This is a genomic window from Brevundimonas sp., from assembly GCF_046299535.1.
In the GTDB taxonomy this organism is placed as follows: Bacteria; Pseudomonadota; Alphaproteobacteria; order Caulobacterales; family Caulobacteraceae; genus Brevundimonas.
The window spans coordinates 34707-49910 of record NZ_JBKBIB010000015.1 but is presented as its reverse complement, the minus strand read 5'-3'; the positions used below and the strand labels follow the sequence as shown (position 1 = coordinate 49910).

Annotated in this window: 19 protein-coding genes; 13 read left to right on the top strand and 6 right to left on the bottom strand. The window is 67.7% G+C overall.

Annotated features, from left to right (window positions below; translation table 11 throughout):
- Window positions 1-64: 64 nt before the first annotated feature.
- The 3 genes from ACK4FB_RS12715 to proC all read left to right on the top strand — a co-directional run bounded on the left by ACK4FB_RS12715 (window position 65) and on the right by proC (window position 1761).
- On the top strand, window positions 65-355 hold the full coding sequence (locus tag ACK4FB_RS12715; protein WP_409752848.1) for an accessory factor UbiK family protein: 291 nt from the start codon (window positions 65-67) through the stop codon (window positions 353-355).
- Between the two features lie 94 nt (window positions 356-449).
- On the top strand, window positions 450-953 hold the full coding sequence (locus ACK4FB_RS12710) for a YbjN domain-containing protein (protein WP_409752845.1): 504 nt from the start codon (window positions 450-452) through the stop codon (window positions 951-953).
- Window positions 954-957: 4 nt separating this feature from the next.
- Window positions 958-1761 carry a pyrroline-5-carboxylate reductase gene (gene proC / locus ACK4FB_RS12705; protein WP_409752842.1) on the top strand — a complete coding sequence of 268 codons (804 nt, stop codon included), beginning with the start codon at window positions 958-960 and terminating at the stop codon, window positions 1759-1761.
- Between the two features lie 3 nt (window positions 1762-1764).
- Here proC and ACK4FB_RS12700 read toward each other — a convergent pair whose 3' ends face one another.
- From ACK4FB_RS12700 to ACK4FB_RS12690, 3 genes are all read right to left on the bottom strand, one after another.
- On the bottom strand, window positions 1765-2250 hold the full coding sequence (locus ACK4FB_RS12700) for a hypothetical protein (protein WP_409752839.1): 486 nt from the start codon (window positions 2248-2250) through the stop codon (window positions 1765-1767).
- A 104-nt stretch (window positions 2251-2354) separates the two neighbouring features.
- Window positions 2355-3716: an ATP-binding protein gene (locus ACK4FB_RS12695; RefSeq protein WP_409752836.1), complete on the bottom strand. Its 1362-nt coding sequence runs from the start codon at window positions 3714-3716 to the stop codon at window positions 2355-2357.
- A complete protein-coding gene (locus ACK4FB_RS12690; RefSeq protein WP_409752833.1) occupies window positions 3716-4456 on the bottom strand; it encodes a response regulator in 741 nt (246 codons plus the stop codon). Before ACK4FB_RS12690 ends, ACK4FB_RS12695 begins: the two co-directional genes overlap by 1 nt.
- A gap of 82 nt (window positions 4457-4538) precedes the next feature.
- Between ACK4FB_RS12690 and ACK4FB_RS12685 the strand changes: the two genes are divergently transcribed.
- Window positions 4539-5417: a branched-chain amino acid aminotransferase gene (locus ACK4FB_RS12685; RefSeq protein ID WP_409752830.1), complete on the top strand. Its 879-nt coding sequence runs from the start codon at window positions 4539-4541 to the stop codon at window positions 5415-5417.
- A gap of 136 nt (window positions 5418-5553) precedes the next feature.
- Here the strand turns inward: ACK4FB_RS12685 and ACK4FB_RS12680 are convergent, their stop codons facing one another.
- Window positions 5554-6141, bottom strand: coding sequence for a hypothetical protein (locus ACK4FB_RS12680; protein ID WP_409752826.1), 588 nt, complete (start codon window positions 6139-6141; stop codon window positions 5554-5556).
- A 37-nt stretch (window positions 6142-6178) separates the two neighbouring features.
- Here ACK4FB_RS12680 and ACK4FB_RS12675 point away from each other — a divergent pair, with 37 nt between their 5' ends.
- Both ACK4FB_RS12675 and ACK4FB_RS12670 read left to right on the top strand, forming a co-directional pair.
- Complete coding sequence (locus ACK4FB_RS12675) at window positions 6179-7084, top strand: hypothetical protein (RefSeq protein WP_409752823.1); 906 nt, start codon at window positions 6179-6181, stop codon at window positions 7082-7084.
- A 190-nt stretch (window positions 7085-7274) separates the two neighbouring features.
- Entirely contained in the window at window positions 7275-7880 is a 606-nt protein-coding gene (locus ACK4FB_RS12670) for a hypothetical protein (protein WP_409752820.1), read from the top strand.
- A 101-nt stretch (window positions 7881-7981) separates the two neighbouring features.
- On the opposite strand, the gene ACK4FB_RS12665 is transcribed toward ACK4FB_RS12670, so the two are convergent.
- Window positions 7982-9874 carry a caspase family protein gene (locus ACK4FB_RS12665; RefSeq protein WP_409752817.1) on the bottom strand — a complete coding sequence of 631 codons (1893 nt, stop codon included), beginning with the start codon at window positions 9872-9874 and terminating at the stop codon, window positions 7982-7984.
- A 127-nt stretch (window positions 9875-10001) separates the two neighbouring features.
- Between ACK4FB_RS12665 and ACK4FB_RS12660 the strand changes: the two genes are divergently transcribed.
- The 4 genes from ACK4FB_RS12660 (at window position 10002) to ACK4FB_RS12645 (ending at window position 12671) form a co-directional block, all read left to right on the top strand.
- Window positions 10002-11276, top strand: a complete 1275-nt coding sequence (locus ACK4FB_RS12660; protein ID WP_409752815.1) for a NupC/NupG family nucleoside CNT transporter — start codon at window positions 10002-10004, stop codon at window positions 11274-11276.
- A gap of 32 nt (window positions 11277-11308) precedes the next feature.
- Window positions 11309-11926, top strand: a complete 618-nt coding sequence (locus ACK4FB_RS12655) for a glutathione S-transferase family protein (protein WP_409752812.1) — start codon at window positions 11309-11311, stop codon at window positions 11924-11926.
- Between the two features lie 80 nt (window positions 11927-12006).
- Window positions 12007-12297, top strand: coding sequence for a type II toxin-antitoxin system Phd/YefM family antitoxin (locus ACK4FB_RS12650; protein WP_409752810.1), 291 nt, complete (start codon window positions 12007-12009; stop codon window positions 12295-12297).
- Window positions 12294-12671 carry a type II toxin-antitoxin system VapC family toxin gene (locus ACK4FB_RS12645; RefSeq protein WP_409752807.1) on the top strand — a complete coding sequence of 126 codons (378 nt, stop codon included), beginning with the start codon at window positions 12294-12296 and terminating at the stop codon, window positions 12669-12671. Before ACK4FB_RS12650 ends, ACK4FB_RS12645 begins: the two co-directional genes overlap by 4 nt.
- 2 nt (window positions 12672-12673) lie before the next feature.
- Here the strand turns inward: ACK4FB_RS12645 and ACK4FB_RS12640 are convergent, their stop codons facing one another.
- A complete protein-coding gene (locus tag ACK4FB_RS12640; protein ID WP_409752804.1) occupies window positions 12674-13108 on the bottom strand; it encodes a PaaI family thioesterase in 435 nt (144 codons plus the stop codon).
- Window positions 13109-13157: 49 nt separating this feature from the next.
- On the opposite strand from ACK4FB_RS12640, the gene ACK4FB_RS12635 reads away from it, so the two are divergent.
- The 3 genes from ACK4FB_RS12635 to ACK4FB_RS12625 are packed head-to-tail and all read left to right on the top strand — an operon-like array spanning window position 13158 to window position 15152.
- Complete coding sequence (locus tag ACK4FB_RS12635) at window positions 13158-13424, top strand: DUF3253 domain-containing protein (RefSeq protein WP_409752801.1); 267 nt, start codon at window positions 13158-13160, stop codon at window positions 13422-13424.
- Window positions 13408-14001 carry a uracil-DNA glycosylase family protein gene (locus tag ACK4FB_RS12630; protein ID WP_409752798.1) on the top strand — a complete coding sequence of 198 codons (594 nt, stop codon included), beginning with the start codon at window positions 13408-13410 and terminating at the stop codon, window positions 13999-14001. The genes ACK4FB_RS12635 and ACK4FB_RS12630 overlap by 17 nt, the downstream gene beginning before the upstream one ends.
- Complete coding sequence (locus tag ACK4FB_RS12625) at window positions 13998-15152, top strand: alpha/beta fold hydrolase (protein ID WP_409752795.1); 1155 nt, start codon at window positions 13998-14000, stop codon at window positions 15150-15152. Before ACK4FB_RS12630 ends, ACK4FB_RS12625 begins: the two co-directional genes overlap by 4 nt.
- The last annotated feature ends 52 nt before the right edge of the window (window positions 15153-15204 follow it).

Sequence of the window (15204 nt, the reverse complement as noted above, 5' to 3'; positions counted from 1 at the left end):
ATTCACCATGTCGGGCGGAAAGTTAACGGGCGCGCCGCGCCCTTTGAGTCGCCAGGACAGTCCCATGCAGACCCGCAATCCGTTTCTCGATGAATTCGCCAAGCTGACCACCGGCGCCATGGGCCTGGCCCAGGCGGCGGGCGAGGAGGCCAGGGCCGCCTGGCGGGCGCAGGCCGACCGCTTCGTGGCGGACATGGATCTGGTGCGCCGCGACGAGTTCGACGCGCTGAAGGCCGAGATCGCCGCCCTGCGCGCCGAAGTCGCCGAGCTGAAAAAGCCCGCGAAAACAGCCGTAAAGACGCCTGGAAAGGGAACGTCCACAGCCGGGGCTCGCCCACAGGACGCAGCCGGTTGAGCCGAATCTGCGAACACGCCTACCGTCCGTGCATGGGGCGTGAGTCGCTCCGTCTCGACACACTCACGCCCTCGGCGAGGGACCGGACTGCTTCATGGACGCACTGACCCCCGACGAGGTCGAAATCCCGTACGACCCGCTCGACGTGGTGGAGCATGTGCTGACGGCCGAGAACCTGCCGTTCGACCGCACGGACCAGGGCGACCTGGCCTTCGCCCTGGCGGGCGACTGGAAGGACTACGAGCTGTGGTTCGCCTGGCGGCCCGAGGGCGACTGTCTGCAACTGAGCTGTTCGCTGGACATCCGGGCGCCGAAGACGCGCCGCCCGGCGGCCTTCGAGCTGGCGTCGCTGTTGAACCAGCGGGTCTGGCTGGGGCATTTCGAGGTGTGGAGCGAGGACGGCGAGATCGTGTTCCGCCATGCCCTGGCCCTGCCGCACGGCGAGCGGCCGACCCTGGCCCAGGCGGCGTCCATGATCGACGCGGCCATCGACGCCGCGGACCGCTATTTCCCGGCGTTCGACTATCTGATCCGCGGGGGCAGCTCCCCGCGCGACGCCATCGACGCCTGCCTGTTTGAAACCGCGGGAACCGCCTGAGGCCTTGACGGATCGACCTGTCATTCTCGTGGGCTGCGGACGACTGGGGTCGTCGCTGGTGGAAGGGTGGCTGAAGACCGGCGGGCTGGACCCGCGCCAGCTGATCATCGTCACCCCGTCTTCCAAGACCGTGGCCGAGGCCGCGCGCGACAAGGGCGCCGTGATCAATCCGGACGACGAGGTGCTGGCCCGCGCCGACCGGGTGATCCTGGGCGTGAAGCCGGCCATGTGGCGGCAGGTGGCGGCCGATCTTGACGGAAAGCTGGCCCCGGACGCCCTGATCATCTCCATGATGGCGGGCGTGCGGGCCCCGGACCTGTCGGCGGGCTTCGCGCCGCGGCCGGTGGCGCGGGTCATGCCCACCACCAGCATGGCGGTGGGCGAGGGCGTGGCCTCCATCTGGGCGCAGAGCGATGCGGATCTGGACAGGGTGCGCGGTCTGTTCGCGCCGGTGGCCAAGGTGGTGGGGCTGGGCGACGAGGGGCTGATGGACGCCGCCACCGCCGTGTCCGGCTCTGGTCAGGCCTATTTCTTCGCCTTTGTGGACGCCCTGACCAAGGCCGGGGTGGAGCAGGGGCTGTCGCCCGATCAGGCCGAAGCCCTGGCGTCCGGGACGCTGGTGTCCGCCGCCGCGGCCATGAAACAGGACGGCGCGCGGGCCGAGGACCTCATCGCGCGGGTGGCGTCGCCGGGCGGCACCACACGGGCCGCGCTGGACGTGTTTGCGCAGGATGGCGCGCTGGAGCGGCTGGTCTCGGAAGCCGCCGCCGCCGCGGTCGCCCGGGCGGCGGCGCTGTCCCGAAGCTGATTCTTACAGCTGGCCGTCTGACAACTGACGCGAGAAACGCATGAAGGCGCGGTCGGCATCGTGCCAGGTGCTCTGATACCGCGCGTCACGAATGTTGTGGCTGTACCAGTCGTACCGGACCGGACGGACCTGACCGTCCGCGGTGGTGATCTCGCCTTCGATTGCAGCGCCGCCGACACTGAAACTGTTGATGAAATCCAGGCCGGGCGTGTTCCTCAGTCGCTGCTGCGTCGGCCGGTTGGGGGCCAGGTCCACCAGCACCAGATTGATACGTGCGCCGTCATAGGCGGGGTTGGACGCCAGTTCCCGGGCCAGACGGTGCTCAAGCACGCGCGCGCGCTGGACAACCTCGGCCTGTCCCAGGTTTCGGGAGGCTTCGCGATCAAGGTCGCTTCCAATCGTGACCGTGATCTCGGCGGGCTGTGCATAGGCGGCGCCGGCCAGGGTCACCGCGGCGCCCGCGGCGGCGAGGAAGGAAATCGTACGCATGGTAAGCCTCCTGAAGAGCCCCGGATGCAGGCTCCACCGAGAAACATGGCCTCAATGCGACAGTTTGACCAGAGGGTGAGCACGACCTTGTGATCACCGGCCGGTCAGCCGGGCAGGCGGATCACGGCTTTCAGACCGCCCAGATCGCTGGCGCCCAGGGTGATGTCGCCGCCGTGGCTGCGGGCCACGTCGCGGGCGATGGCCAGGCCCAGGCCGACCCCCTTGGTGTTCTGGTTGCGGGCGTCGTCCAGGCGCGAGAACGGGCGGAAGGCGTCCTCGTGCTGAGCCTCGGGGATGCCGGGGCCGTCGTCCTCCACAGCGATCTCGACGCCGTCGCCGGCGGGGGTCAGGGACAGCCGCACCCGCCCGCCGTGGTCGGCGGCGTTGCCGGCCAGATTGGTCAGGGCGCGGCGAAAGGCCAGGGGGCGCACCCGGGCCTGCACCGGGCCGTCCGGGGCGACGATCGACACCCTGGCCCCGCGCTTCCGGACCTGGGCGCCGATGTTGTCCAGCAGGGCCTTCAGGTCGATGGACCGGGACGCCTCGCCGGCCTCGCCGCGGGCGAAGGCCAGATACTCGTCGATCATGTGCTCCATCTCGTCCAGATCGCCCAGCATGGCCTGGGTGCGCCGGTTCTGGTCGGCCAGGGCCAGCTCCAGACGGAGGCGGGTCAGGGGCGTGCGCAGGTCGTGGCTGACCGAGGCCAGCAGCACGGTGCGCTGTTCGATGTGGCGCTGGATGCGCTCGCGCATGTCCATGAAGGCGCGGGCGGCCGAGCGCACCTCGCGCGCGCCGGACGGGCGGAAGCGCGGGGCGTCGATGCCGCGCCCGAAATCCTCGGCGGCCTCGGACAGCCGCTCGATGGCGCGCACCTGGTTGCGGATGAACAGGATGGCCACCGACATCAGCAGCACCGTGGCCAGGGTCAGCCACAGCACGAAGATGTGCCCCTGGGTCGCCACGGCCCGCTCGCGGGGGGCGATGATGCGCAGCACGCCCTGGGGCTGCTGGACCTGGATGTCCACATAGGCCGGATAGCGGGTGGTGCTGAACCAGAACGGGTCGTCCAGCCGGGAGTCCAGGGCCTCGTCCAGGGTGCGGTCGACCACGCCGAAGACGCTGGAGTCCCGGCTGTCGGGCAGGGTCCGGCCCTCCTGCAGGGCGATGGACAGCTGCATCGACCGCTCCGCCCGGTCGGCGATGGTCGCCAGGTTCGAGGGGGAGGGGTCGTCGGCGTAGCTTTCAACCGCCCAGGCGATCTCGCCGGCCAGACCCTCGGACAGGCGCGCGGTGACGGTCTGCCAGTGGGCGTCGAAGAAGGCCCAGGTCACCGCCACTTGCATCAGGAACACCGGCAGGATGATGATCAGCAGCGAACGCCCCCAGAGGGAGGTGGGCAGCCGCCGCCTGAGGAACCGCGCCCAGAACCGGGGCCAGTAGCGCCAGGAATGGCCGGCGAGGCTCATCAGTCCGGCGCCAGCATGTAGCCGACGCCGCGCACCGTCTGCAGGTAGCGGGGGTTCTTGGGGTCCTTCTCCAGCTTGCGGCGCAGGCGGGTCACCTGCACGTCCACGGCGCGGCCGGTGATGTCGGCGGTGTCGGAGGCCAGCTGCATGCGCTCGACCGGGGCGTGGGCGCTCTGGGCCAAGGTCTTGAGCAACTGGGCCTCGGCCTCGGTCAGGCGCTGGGGCTGGCCGTCGCGGGTCAGTTCCAGCCGCTCCATGTCGAACAGGGCGTCGCCCAGATGGATTTCCTTCGGCCCGATGGGCTTGGGGCCCGTCCGGCGCAGGATGGCGTCGATGCGCAGGCGCAGTTCGCGCGGATCGAAGGGCTTGGACATGTAGTCGTCCGCGCCGCGCGACAGGCCCTCGATGCGGTCATCGGCGTCGCCGCGCGCGGTGAGCAGCAGCACCGGGGTGCTGGAGGTGGCCGCCTTGGACCGCACCCAGCTGGTCAGGGACAGGCCGTCCTCGCCCGGCATCATGATGTCCAGCACCACCAGATCGAACTCCAGCAGCTCCATCAGCCGCCGCGCGGCGGCGGCGTGCGCCGCGCCGGTGACGCGGAATCCCTCGCGCGCCAGATATTCCTTCAGCAGTTCGCGGATGCGGTCGTCGTCGTCCACCACCAGCAGGTGACGGCCTTCGCCCGGCGCCGCTACGGGCCCCGACCGTCCGCTTGCCGCGCGTGAATCCGGCCCGCTCATTGAACACCTCCCGGCGGCGGGGCGTTGACCTGGGCGGCCGCGCCCGTTCTAAACGGGGAATCGGTGCAGGAGAATTTGTTCAATGACGTTCGTTCCCTTCGACGATCGTGACGGCTGGATCTGGATGGACGGCGACTTCGTGCCCTGGCGGGAAGCGAAGACGCACGTTCTGACCCACGGCCTACACTACGCCTCTTCCGTGTTTGAAGGCGAGCGTATGTATGACGGGGAAATCTTCAAGATCACAGAGCATTCCGAGCGTCTGCATCGATCCGCCGGCATGCTGGACTTCGAGATTCCGTTCAGCGTCGCCGATCTGGACGAAGCCAAGCGCGCCACCTGCGCGAAGATGGGCTTTACCGACTGCTACATCCGCGCCGTGGCTTTCCGCGGTCCCGAGCAGCTGAGCGTCTCGGCCTTCCCCAACAAGACCCGCGTGGCCATCGCCGCCTGGGAATGGCCCAGCTATTTCGACGCCGAGACCAAGGCGAAGGGCATCCGGCTGGAGTGGGCCAAGTGGCGCCGCCCCGACCCGGCCACCGCCCCCTCGGCGGCCAAGGCGGCGGGCCTGTACATGATCTGCACCCTGTCCAAGATGGCGGCCGAGAAGAACGGCTTCTCCGACGCCATGATGCTGGACTGGCGCGGCTATGTGGCCGAGGCCACCGGCGCCAATGTGTTCTTCGTGCAGGACGGCGTGCTGCACACCCCGCCCACCGACGCCATCCTCGACGGCATCACCCGCCGCACGGTGATCGATCTGGCGGCGGCCAAGGGCATCGAGGTGGTGGTGCGCCACATCCGCCCCGAGGAGCTGTCCGGCTTCACCGAGTGCTTCGTCACCGGCACGGCGGCGGAGGTGACGCCGGTGGGCCAGATCGGCGAGTATGGGTTCACGCCGGGCGAACTGAGCCTGGGGTTGATGGAGGACTATGGACGGCTGGTGCGGCGTCAGGGGTAGGGAGACGGGCTGCTGGGTAGCGGAGGTTGTGAACTGGGGCGATGATCTCGCACCAAGCAGCGGTTGCGTCCGCTTATGGCATCAGGTTGTGAATCTGAGGAGCAGCGCGCCGGTGGTTAGATGCGCCAGCGCCAGATCAATAGCGATTCGCCTCGACAACGGCTCCCGGGAAGGCCAGCCCCAGCGTCGTCACCACGTCCATGGTCGAGCAGGCCAAAGCCGCTGCGTGGCGCTGGACCTGATTGAGCCAAGCCACGTCCACTGAGGTCTCGAAGACGCTCGGCTCCTTCATCCCCCCTACAACGGCGGCGATGTACAACGGCTGCGCAGAGTCAGCACTGATTGGGTTCCAACTAGCGTGGCAGATCGCATTGCGCACGTCTGCGGCTTCCTTGATGTCGCGGACCAACGCGGACACGTATGCCATATCGGCACGGCCGTGTTCTTGCGCTGCCGTCTCGAAGGCCTTGGCCAACGCGACGAGCGTGGAGGTCGAGACCTTCGTTAGCCGATCGTTCCAGTCCGCCATCGCTTGTCGAAGTTCGACTTCATCGGTCGGCGCGAGATGATCACCAGTCAACGCGAAGATTGCTCGGCGGAGAGTCCATTCGAGGAACCCGAAGGAGGCGACAGCGCGACCGAGTGCTGACCAAAACACCTCGCTTTGTCGGTGGGCTGGCCACGCCATGGGCAGGCGGTCTTGGTCAATCATCAGGCTGGTCATCGGCGACGATCCTAAAAAAATCTGGCACTCTCTCGTGATGCTCAAGTGGATCAAGCGCCTCTACGCACGCCGCGTCCGATGGATGAAGGCCAAGAGCGAGCATCTTCGGTTCAAATATCTACCGGGTATCGCGCAGCGGCTACTGCACTGGAGCACGTGGCAGGCGCGAAAGTCACTGGCCGGCAACGCCCCTTTGGTCCTCGTAGACAGCAGCGTGCTCCACCACGCTGTCACGCATGAGACGGTCTGGATCGACACCGGCGAGAGTCTTTGGGGCGGAGTCGTTCCGATCAACACGGGCTATATGGCCAGGGTCCCGGTCCACCGGTTTGAGTCCGACGTGGCCGCTTACTCGGACATCCTGTTCCTTCCCGGGTTGGCCTACCTCGGAAAGCTCGGATCGCTGAGACTGCGGACCTCGGCGGAGTTGATGGCTGAGCGAGAGGCCCATCCTCCAGCCCGTTTCCGAGCGACGGGTATGTTCGATCACAATCTGTTCGGAGGCGGCGAGTTAGAGAGCGTCGATGGGCGCCACTGGGATGGCATCTTCGGCTCTGCCATCGAGCCTCGGCGCAGCCCTCGCGACATCCAGCAAGAGCGGTTGGCTGCGTCTGATGACCCTCTCTACCGCGCGTTGCTGGAAGTTCTAGGCGCTAAGAACTCTCAGGATGCCTGGCACATCCGGACGGCCGAAGTTCACGAGATGCTGTGCTTCCTGACCATGGACCACCGGCTCATCCGTGCGATGCGGGCGCAGGCCCGACATCCGGTCATCAAGAACTTGAAAACCCGCGTCCTGACACCGGCCGAGCTAGGCAAGGAACTGGACATTCTGCCTTTCCCGCCACTACTGCTTAGCTACACGGACGCCAGCTACCCGGTGAGGACAGACGTCACCCAAATTGACGAGAAGAGGCGACCGGCGCGCCGATCGCCACGTTGACGACCATCGCGGCTCTGCCGTTTTGAAACGCTCGTCCATTAAATGCACGACTCTGGATTGGTCGGTGAAGACCGCTCCTGAATCACGTCACCGTCGTAGCCGCCGAAGCGGCGGGCAACCGAACATGGGTTGCAGTACTGCGCTAATGGCTCTCTGTTAGCTTGGATGGGGTAGATGTCGGGGGCGCCGCATGGAAGAGGCCATTCTCAATAGGCTCGGTGATGATCGGATCACGTCCCGCCAAATCGATGAGCTCATCGGCTTGGCGCGCGGGCTGGCGGCGGACGGTGATTTGAACCACAGCGAGGTTGAGTTCCTGCAGAAGTGGTTGGCAGCGAACCTCGCCATTAGCCAGCAACCCCTGATCCGCACCTTGTACAATCGCATCAACGCGGTCCTCGCTGACGGTGTTGTCGATGAGGAGGAGAAGAGCACCCTTCTCGATACGCTGAACAGCCTTTCGAACCGCGATTTTGAACTGGGCGAGGTCATGAAGCCTGCATCCTTGCCGCTATGCGATCCGGCTCCACAGCTACGGTTCGAAAGCCAAGTCTACTGCTTCACGGGAACCTTCATCTTTGGGCAGCGGAAAGACTGCGAGCGAGCAATCTCCGAGCGCGGCGGTTCAGCCGGATCACTGACGCAGAAGACCAACGTGCTGGTGGTTGGCGCCTACGCTACCGACTCGTGGAAGCACTCCTCCTTCGGTACCAAGATTTTGAAGGCCAGTGAGTGGCGGGATGCGGGACGACCCGTGGCTATCGTCTCAGAGCAGCACTGGTCTTCGCACCTCTAGGTTGTCGGCGGCCCAAACGCTAATGTCGCGGACATGGCCGCCCTTGGCAGATACTGCTGCAGAGCGGACCTTCGACCTCAACTACCCCACAGCCCCCCGCCTCACGCCCCCGCCAGCCGGATGACCACGTCGTCCACCTGCACGCCGCCGCGGTCGATGACCAGGTTCTGGTAGTTGCGCTGGCCGTCGCGGGTTTCGGCCTCGACGCCGTGCACCTCGGAGCGGAACTGGCGGCGCAGGTAGGTGGCCAGTTCGCCGGCGGTGACCAGACGGTCGCCGTTCTCGTCGGCGCGGCCCGCCAGGCCGGTGCGCAGGAAGTGCGACAGGTAGCCGCCGGCCTGGAAGCGGTCGGCCACCATGCTGGTCAGGTCTTCCTCAGAGCTGAACACGCCCATGACGCCGGGCCGGTTGACCACCTCGCGGGCGAAGCCGCCGCTGAAACAGGCGTCCAGCACCACCAACGACAGCCGCGCGCGCACATTGCCCAGCATCCGCGCCAGCTCCACGTCGCTGATCTCGCCGTCGCGCAGGACCAGATGCTCGCTCTGGCCGTCCAGCTCGCGGTCCGAGGTGGTGGGATGCTGGACCCCGTGGCCCGAGAAGAAGAACAGGAACACGTCGTCGGGCCCGGCCCGGGCCGCCACTCTCTGGATGGCCGACGTGACCGAGGCGCGGGTGGCCTGGGCGTTGGTCAGAAGCACGCTGGCGGGGTTGAGCACGCCCTGACGGCGCAGCTCGGCCTCCAGATTGACGGCGTCCTCGTCGGTGTAGGGCAGGTTGGATGTGGTTCCGCCATAGTCCGACACCCCGACCATGACGGCGAAGACCCGCTGGCCCGCCTGCACGCCCTGCTGACGCGCGGACTCCTGACCGGCGGACAGCGACAGGCGATAGGCCCCGGTTTCGCCGGGCTCATAGCTGGTGACGCGGATGACGTATTCGCCGTCGGCGGGCAGGACCTCGTCCATGCGGGCGTCGGTCCCGTCCGGCCCGTCGTCGTTCTCGCGCTGGCCGCCGTCGGGCAGGGTCAGCATAAGATAGGTGTCGAAGTCGGTGGAGGTCGCGTCGATCCGCACCCGCTGACCGCGCGCGCCGATGAAGCGGTAGCCGTCCACATATTCGCCGGACTCCAGCTGCTCGTCGCCGTCGGCGAGGGCGCCGCGGATGGTGTCGCCCATGGACAGGCGCGAGCCGGCCGCCGCCTCCATGCCGCTGGACCAGCCGGCGGCGGTGGCCGCGTCGGCGGTCGCGGCGGTCAGCTGATAGCGGCCGATCTGTCCGGGCGCATAGCTGGTGACCGTGATGCGGTACGTCCCGTCGGCGGGCAGGGCGGCCACGATGCGGCTGTTCAGGTCGTTTTCCGGGTCGTCGTCATTGGCGTCGGTGAACCCGTCCGGCCCCGAAATTTCCAGATAGGGGTCGAAATCGTCCGAGGTCAGGCGGATGTCCACCACCTGGCCGGACACGCCCTGGAACTCATGGATGGCCACATACTGACCGGACTCCCGGCGCGGCCCGCCGGCCTCCAGCGCGCCGCTCTGCGACCGGCCAAGGCGCAGGGACTGTGGCCGGGGCTCGCCCTGGTCCCGGATGCGCCGGACGCGCAGGCGATAATCGCCGGTCTCGCCCGCCGCATAGCTGGTGACCGTGACCGAGACCTCGCCGTCCTCTGCGGCGATGAAGTCGACCAGGCTGTCGCGGGTGGCGCGGCCGGAGTCGTCGTTCTCGAGGCTGACGCCGGCGCCGCGAACGATCAGATAGGGGTCGAAATCGCCGGACTCCAGCGTCGCCAGATATCGCTCGCCCCGCGCGGCGGGGAAGGTCCAGACGTCGGTGTGCTCGCCGGTCTCGAGGCGGTCGTCGTCGGCCTCGAGGGCGCCGCGCACGGCCTGATCCGGCGTGATGGGACCGCCGTCGCCGAAGGGCTCGGGCCCGCTGCACGCGGTCAGGCACAGCGCCGCCGTGACGGCGACGAGAATGGCGGTCAGCCGCATGTCCCCTCCGGGATGATCGATGCGGCCCCGCCGCTTCATCCCTTGCAATCTGGCGCCGTGGTCTTGTCAAGCTCTCCCCTGTTGCGTCTAAGGGCGAAAAGGGCCGGTCGCCGGCGGGGATCCTTGCATGTTCACCCTTCTCAACGCCCAGAGCCTGATCGGTCTGGCGGTCATCATCGGCCTGTGCTGGGCCCTGTCGGAGAACCGGCGGGCCTTTCCGTGGAAGCTGGCGCTGGGGGCCGTGGCGGTCCAGACGGCCATCATCCTGTTCGTGTTCGGGGTGCCGGGCGCGGATATCGGGCTGGCGGTGATCTCCGGCGCGGTGGAGGGGCTGGCGGCGGCCACCCGGCGCGGGGCCCAGTTCATCTTCGGCTATCTGGCCGGGGGGGATCAGCCCTATTCGGTGGAGAACCAGGGGGCGCTGTTCGTCTTCGCCTTCCAGGTGCTGCCGCTGATTCTGGTGATCTCGGCCCTGTCGGCCCTGTTGTGGCACTGGAAAATCCTGAAGTGGATCACGCAAGGCTTCGGCCTGCTGTTCCAGAAGTCCATGGGGCTGGGGGGCGCCTCGGCGCTGGCGGTGGCGTCCAACATCTTCCTGGGCATGATCGAGAGCCCCATCGTCATCCGCGCCTATCTGGACAAGCTGACCCGGTCGGAGATCTTCCTGCTGATGACGGTGGGCTTCTCCACCGTGGCGGGCTCGACCATGGTGGCCTACGCCACCATTCTGGCGCCGGTGCTGCCCAATGCGGCGGGGCACGTGCTGGTGGCGTCCATCGTCTCGGCTCCCGCCGGGGTGCTGCTGGCCCGCATTCTGGTGCCGGAAAAGCCGGGGGAGGGCGGCGCCTACGCCGAATATGACTCGGCCCTGAAGTACGACAGCGCCATCGACGCCATCTCCAAGGGCACGGCCGACGGCCTGATGGTGGTGCTCAACATCTCGGCCATCCTGATCGTGTTCGTGGCCCTGATGACCCTGGTCAACATGATGGTGGGCGGGCTGTGGCTGTTCGGCGAGCCGGTGACGGTGGAGCGCCTGCTGGGCTTCGCCTTCGCGCCGCTGGCGTGGGCGACCGGGGTGCAGTGGAGCGAGGCGGGAACCGCCGGCTGGCTGCTGGGGGTCAAGCTGACCCTGACCGAGTTCGTGGCCTTCATCGAGCTGGGCGCCATTCCGGACGGCGAGATCAGCGAGCGCACCCGCCGCCTGATGACCTATGCCCTGTGCGGCTTCGCCAACATCGGCTCGGTGGGGATTTCGGTCACCGGCCTGTCCATCCTGATCCCCGAGCGGCGCGAGATGGTGCTGGGTCTGGTCTGGAAGGCGCTGATGGGCGGGTTCCTCGCGACGCTGGTCACCACCTCGGTGGTCGGCGCCTTGCCGGACAGCATCTTCACCGGTTAGGTTTCGAAAAGAAACGAACCGGAGGGCGACCCATGAAGCTCTATGACACCCAACGCGCGCCCAACCCGCGCCGCGTCCGCTGGCTGATGGCGGAAAAGGGCGTCGAGGACGTCGAGATCGTGCAGGTGGACCTGCTGGCGGGGCAGCACCGCACGGCCGAGTACCGCGACAAGGTGGGCGCGCCGCACGTGCCGGCGCTGGAGCTGGACGACGGGACCTGCATTTCCGAATCCCTGGCCATCTGCCGCTATCTGGAGGCGCTCTATCCCGAGCCGAACCTGTTCGGGCGCGACGCGAAGGAGCAGGCGGTCATCGAGATGTGGACCCGGCGGGTGGAGATGTATCTCTCCACGCCGATGATGCTGACGGTGCGCTTCACCCATCCGGCGCTGGCCGCGCTGGAAGAGCCCAAGCCCGAGGTGGCCGCCTACAACCGCGACAGCGCCGAACGCTACATGAAGGTGCTGGACCGCCGGCTGGCCGAGGGGGAGTTCATCGCCGCGGACCGCTTCACCATCGCCGACATCGTGGCGGCGACCGGCGTGGATTTCGGGCGCCTGATCAAATACCGGCCGCCCGAAGAGTACGCCCACTTCAACCGCTGGCTCGAGGCCTGTCGCGCCCGCCCGGCGGCGAAGGCGGGGCTATAGGCGACGGGCCGCGCCGCTTGCTGATCGGGGCCCTACAACCAGTGCTTGCAAAATTGCCTTAGCCGGGTTAGCTTATTTGCATGGCCGTCACCGCGAACATCCACGACGCCAAGACCAACCTGTCGAAGCTGATCGAGCGGGCCGTCGCCGGCGAGGAGGTCATCATCGCCAAGGCGGGAAAGCCGCTTGTGCGCCTTGAGCCGATCGAGACCGCGAAGCCGCAGGACCGTCGCCGAATTCTCGGGGCCATGCGGGGAAAGATCACCTTCGCGCCTGACTGGGATAGCCCGGAAACCAACGCCGAGATTGAGCGGCTCTTCTATGGCGAGGAGCCGGCGGTGGAGGCTCTGCGGGGCGTGGCCGAAGAGTGAGGCTGCTGCTGGATACGAACGTCGTCCTGTGGATGTTGGACGATCCCGCGCGACTCTCACGCACGGCGCGGGAAGCCCTCGAAGACCCGGCTAACACCCTGATTGTCAGCGCGGTTTCCATTCTGGAGGCCGCCATCAAGGTTTCAACGGGCAAGCTCGTTATCGACTATGACCTGCCAGAAGTGCTGGCGGACCTGGGCTGCGAAATCTTCGATGTGACCAGACATCATGCGTGGCGGCTCAGAACCCTGCCACGCATCCACCGTGATCCTTTTGACCGGCTGCTGGTTGCACAAGCGCTCGAGGAAAAGCTGGTTCTGATGACGAGCGACCGCCTGCTGGCGGACTATCAAGTCCCGGTGATGCGCGCCTGACCTCAGCCCCGCGGCGTGAACTTCTTGATCACGCCGGAGAAGGTCATCAGGGTCCGGTCGCCGGTCTGGATCTGGCCGCGGACGAAGATCAGCGAGCCGCCCGCGCGCACCACCTCCCCGGTGGCCTCCACCAGTTCGCCCACATGGGCGCCGTCGATGAAGGTGGAGTCCAGCTGCACCGTCACCCCGGACTTGCCCTCCATCTCCTGATAGGCCGTCTGGAACAGGGCGATGTCGGCGAAGGTCATCAGGCAGCCGCCGTGCATGCGCCCGCCGGCGTTCATGTGCTTGGGTTCGGCCCGAAAGGCGCAGCGCATCTGGCCGTCAGGGTCCGGCTTGAAATAGAAGGGCCCCACCACCTGATCGAAGGTGCCGTGCAGGTCATAGGTCTGCCAGCCCGCGAATTCGCCCTCGCTCACCGTGATCTTCTCGACCATCCTCAATCTCCGACTCGAAATATCTTTTGCAGCGCAGCATATAGGCCCGATGACCGATCCAATCGAGAGCGCCATTTTCGATCACCTGAACCGGCTGGCGCCCGGAAAGTCCATCGAGCCGTCCGACGTGGCCAAGGAACTGCAGCCCGAGCAATGGCAGCGGATGCTGCCCAAGGTGCGCGGCGTGGTCGTGGGCCTGGCCCGCGAAGGCCGCCTGATCATCACCAAGAAGGGCAAGCCCGTCGATCCGAACGCCTTCAAGGGCGTTATCCGGCTGAAGCTGCCGGACGCCCCTGGAGATGATGACCCCGCCTGACCTGAACGCTCTCCTGGCCGAGATCCGCGCCTGCCGCGCCTGCGCGGGCGAGCTGGCGCATGAGCCCCGGCCGGTGGTGATGGTGGCGCCCGAGACGCGCTTGCTGATCTGCGGCCAGGCGCCGGGGCGGCGGGTGCATGAGAGCGGCGCGCCGTTCACCGACGCGTCCGGCGACCGGCTGCGCGACTGGATGGGGGTGGATTCCGAAACCTTCTACGGCGATCCGCGCATCGGCGTGGCGGCCCAGGCCTTCTGCTATCCCGGCACGGCGGTCGGGGGCGGGGATCATCCGCCGCCCAAGCGCTGCGCCCAGCTTTGGCGGCCGCGCCTGCTGGACGCCCTGCCGCGCATGGAACTGACCCTGCTGGTGGGCGGGCACGCCCAGGCCTGGGCGCTGGCCGACCGCATGAAGCCGACCATGACCGCGACCGTGGCGGCGTGGCGGGAGTATCTGCCGGACGTCCTGCCGATGCCGCACCCGTCCTGGCGCAACACCGCCTGGCTGCGGCGCAATCCGTGGTTCGAGGCGGAGGTGGTGCCGTATCTGCGCGAGCGGGTGCGGGCTATGCTGAAATGATGAAGGCTCTGGATGTACAGCCCCTCTCCCGTGGGGTGAAGGAGGGGCCCGACGCGAAGCGGCGGGAGGGTGAGGGGGTTCGGTGGAACCGTCCCTGGCGCCGTAACCCCTCATCCCCCGCGCACAGGGTTTTCGCTGCGCTCAAATGCGCGGGTTCCCCCTTCTCCCGATGGGAGAAGGGTCTCGCACTGGGCTTTTTTCTCCTGCTTTCCGCCTGCGCGCCGACGGTCCAGCAGCCCCTGACCCCGACGCCGGGCTTCGCCGGGCCCGCCATCGAGCCGGACGCCTTCGTGGTTCAGGACGGCGCCCGCCTGCCCATGCTGCGCTGGCTGCCCGAGGCCGAGCCGTGGGCGGTGGTGGTGGCCCTGCACGGCATGAACGATCACAAGGCCTCCTTCCATCTGGCCGGGCCGCACTGGGCGGAACAGGGCGTCGCCACCTACGCCTATGACCAGCGCGGCTTCGGCCGGGCGCCCGGGCGCGGGGTCTGGGCCGGGCAGGACCTGATGACCGAGGACCTGCGCACGGTGACAGCCCTGGTCCGCGCCCGGCACCCGAACGCGATCATCGCCGTGGCGGGGGAGAGCATGGGCGGGGCCGTGGCCGTCGCCGCCTTCGCGTCGGAGCGCCCGCCTGCCGCCGACCGGCTGGTGCTGCTGGCCCCGGCGGTGTGGGGCTGGTCCAGCCAGCCGCTCAGCTATCGCGCCAGCCTGTGGGCCGCCGCGCGCCTGATGGGCTCCACCGCGCTGGAGCCGCCCGACTGGGCCGTCCGAGACATCCGCGCCTCGGACAATCTGGTGGAGCTGCTGCGCATGGGCCGCGACCCGGACATGATCTTCGCCACCCGGTTCGACGCGTTGTCGGGTCTGGTGGATCTGATGGAGACGGCAAGCCGCGATCTGGGCCGCACCCGCGCGCCCACGGCCCTGTTCTATGGGGCCAACGACCAGATCATCGAGGCCGACCCCATGGCGCTGGCGCTGGAGCGGGCAGGGGACGCGCCCAACCTGCGCACGGCCTTCTACGCAGACGGCTGGCACCTGTTGAACCGGGACCGGCAGGCCCTGCGCGTCTATGGGGACGTGGAGTCCTTCCTGCGCGACCCCGCCGCGCCGTTCCCGTCGGGCGCCCCGGCGGTTCCCGCCGAATAGTCGCCGCCTCGAAACCGTCATGCTTGCCCGGCAAGAGCAGGCGGCGTATCTG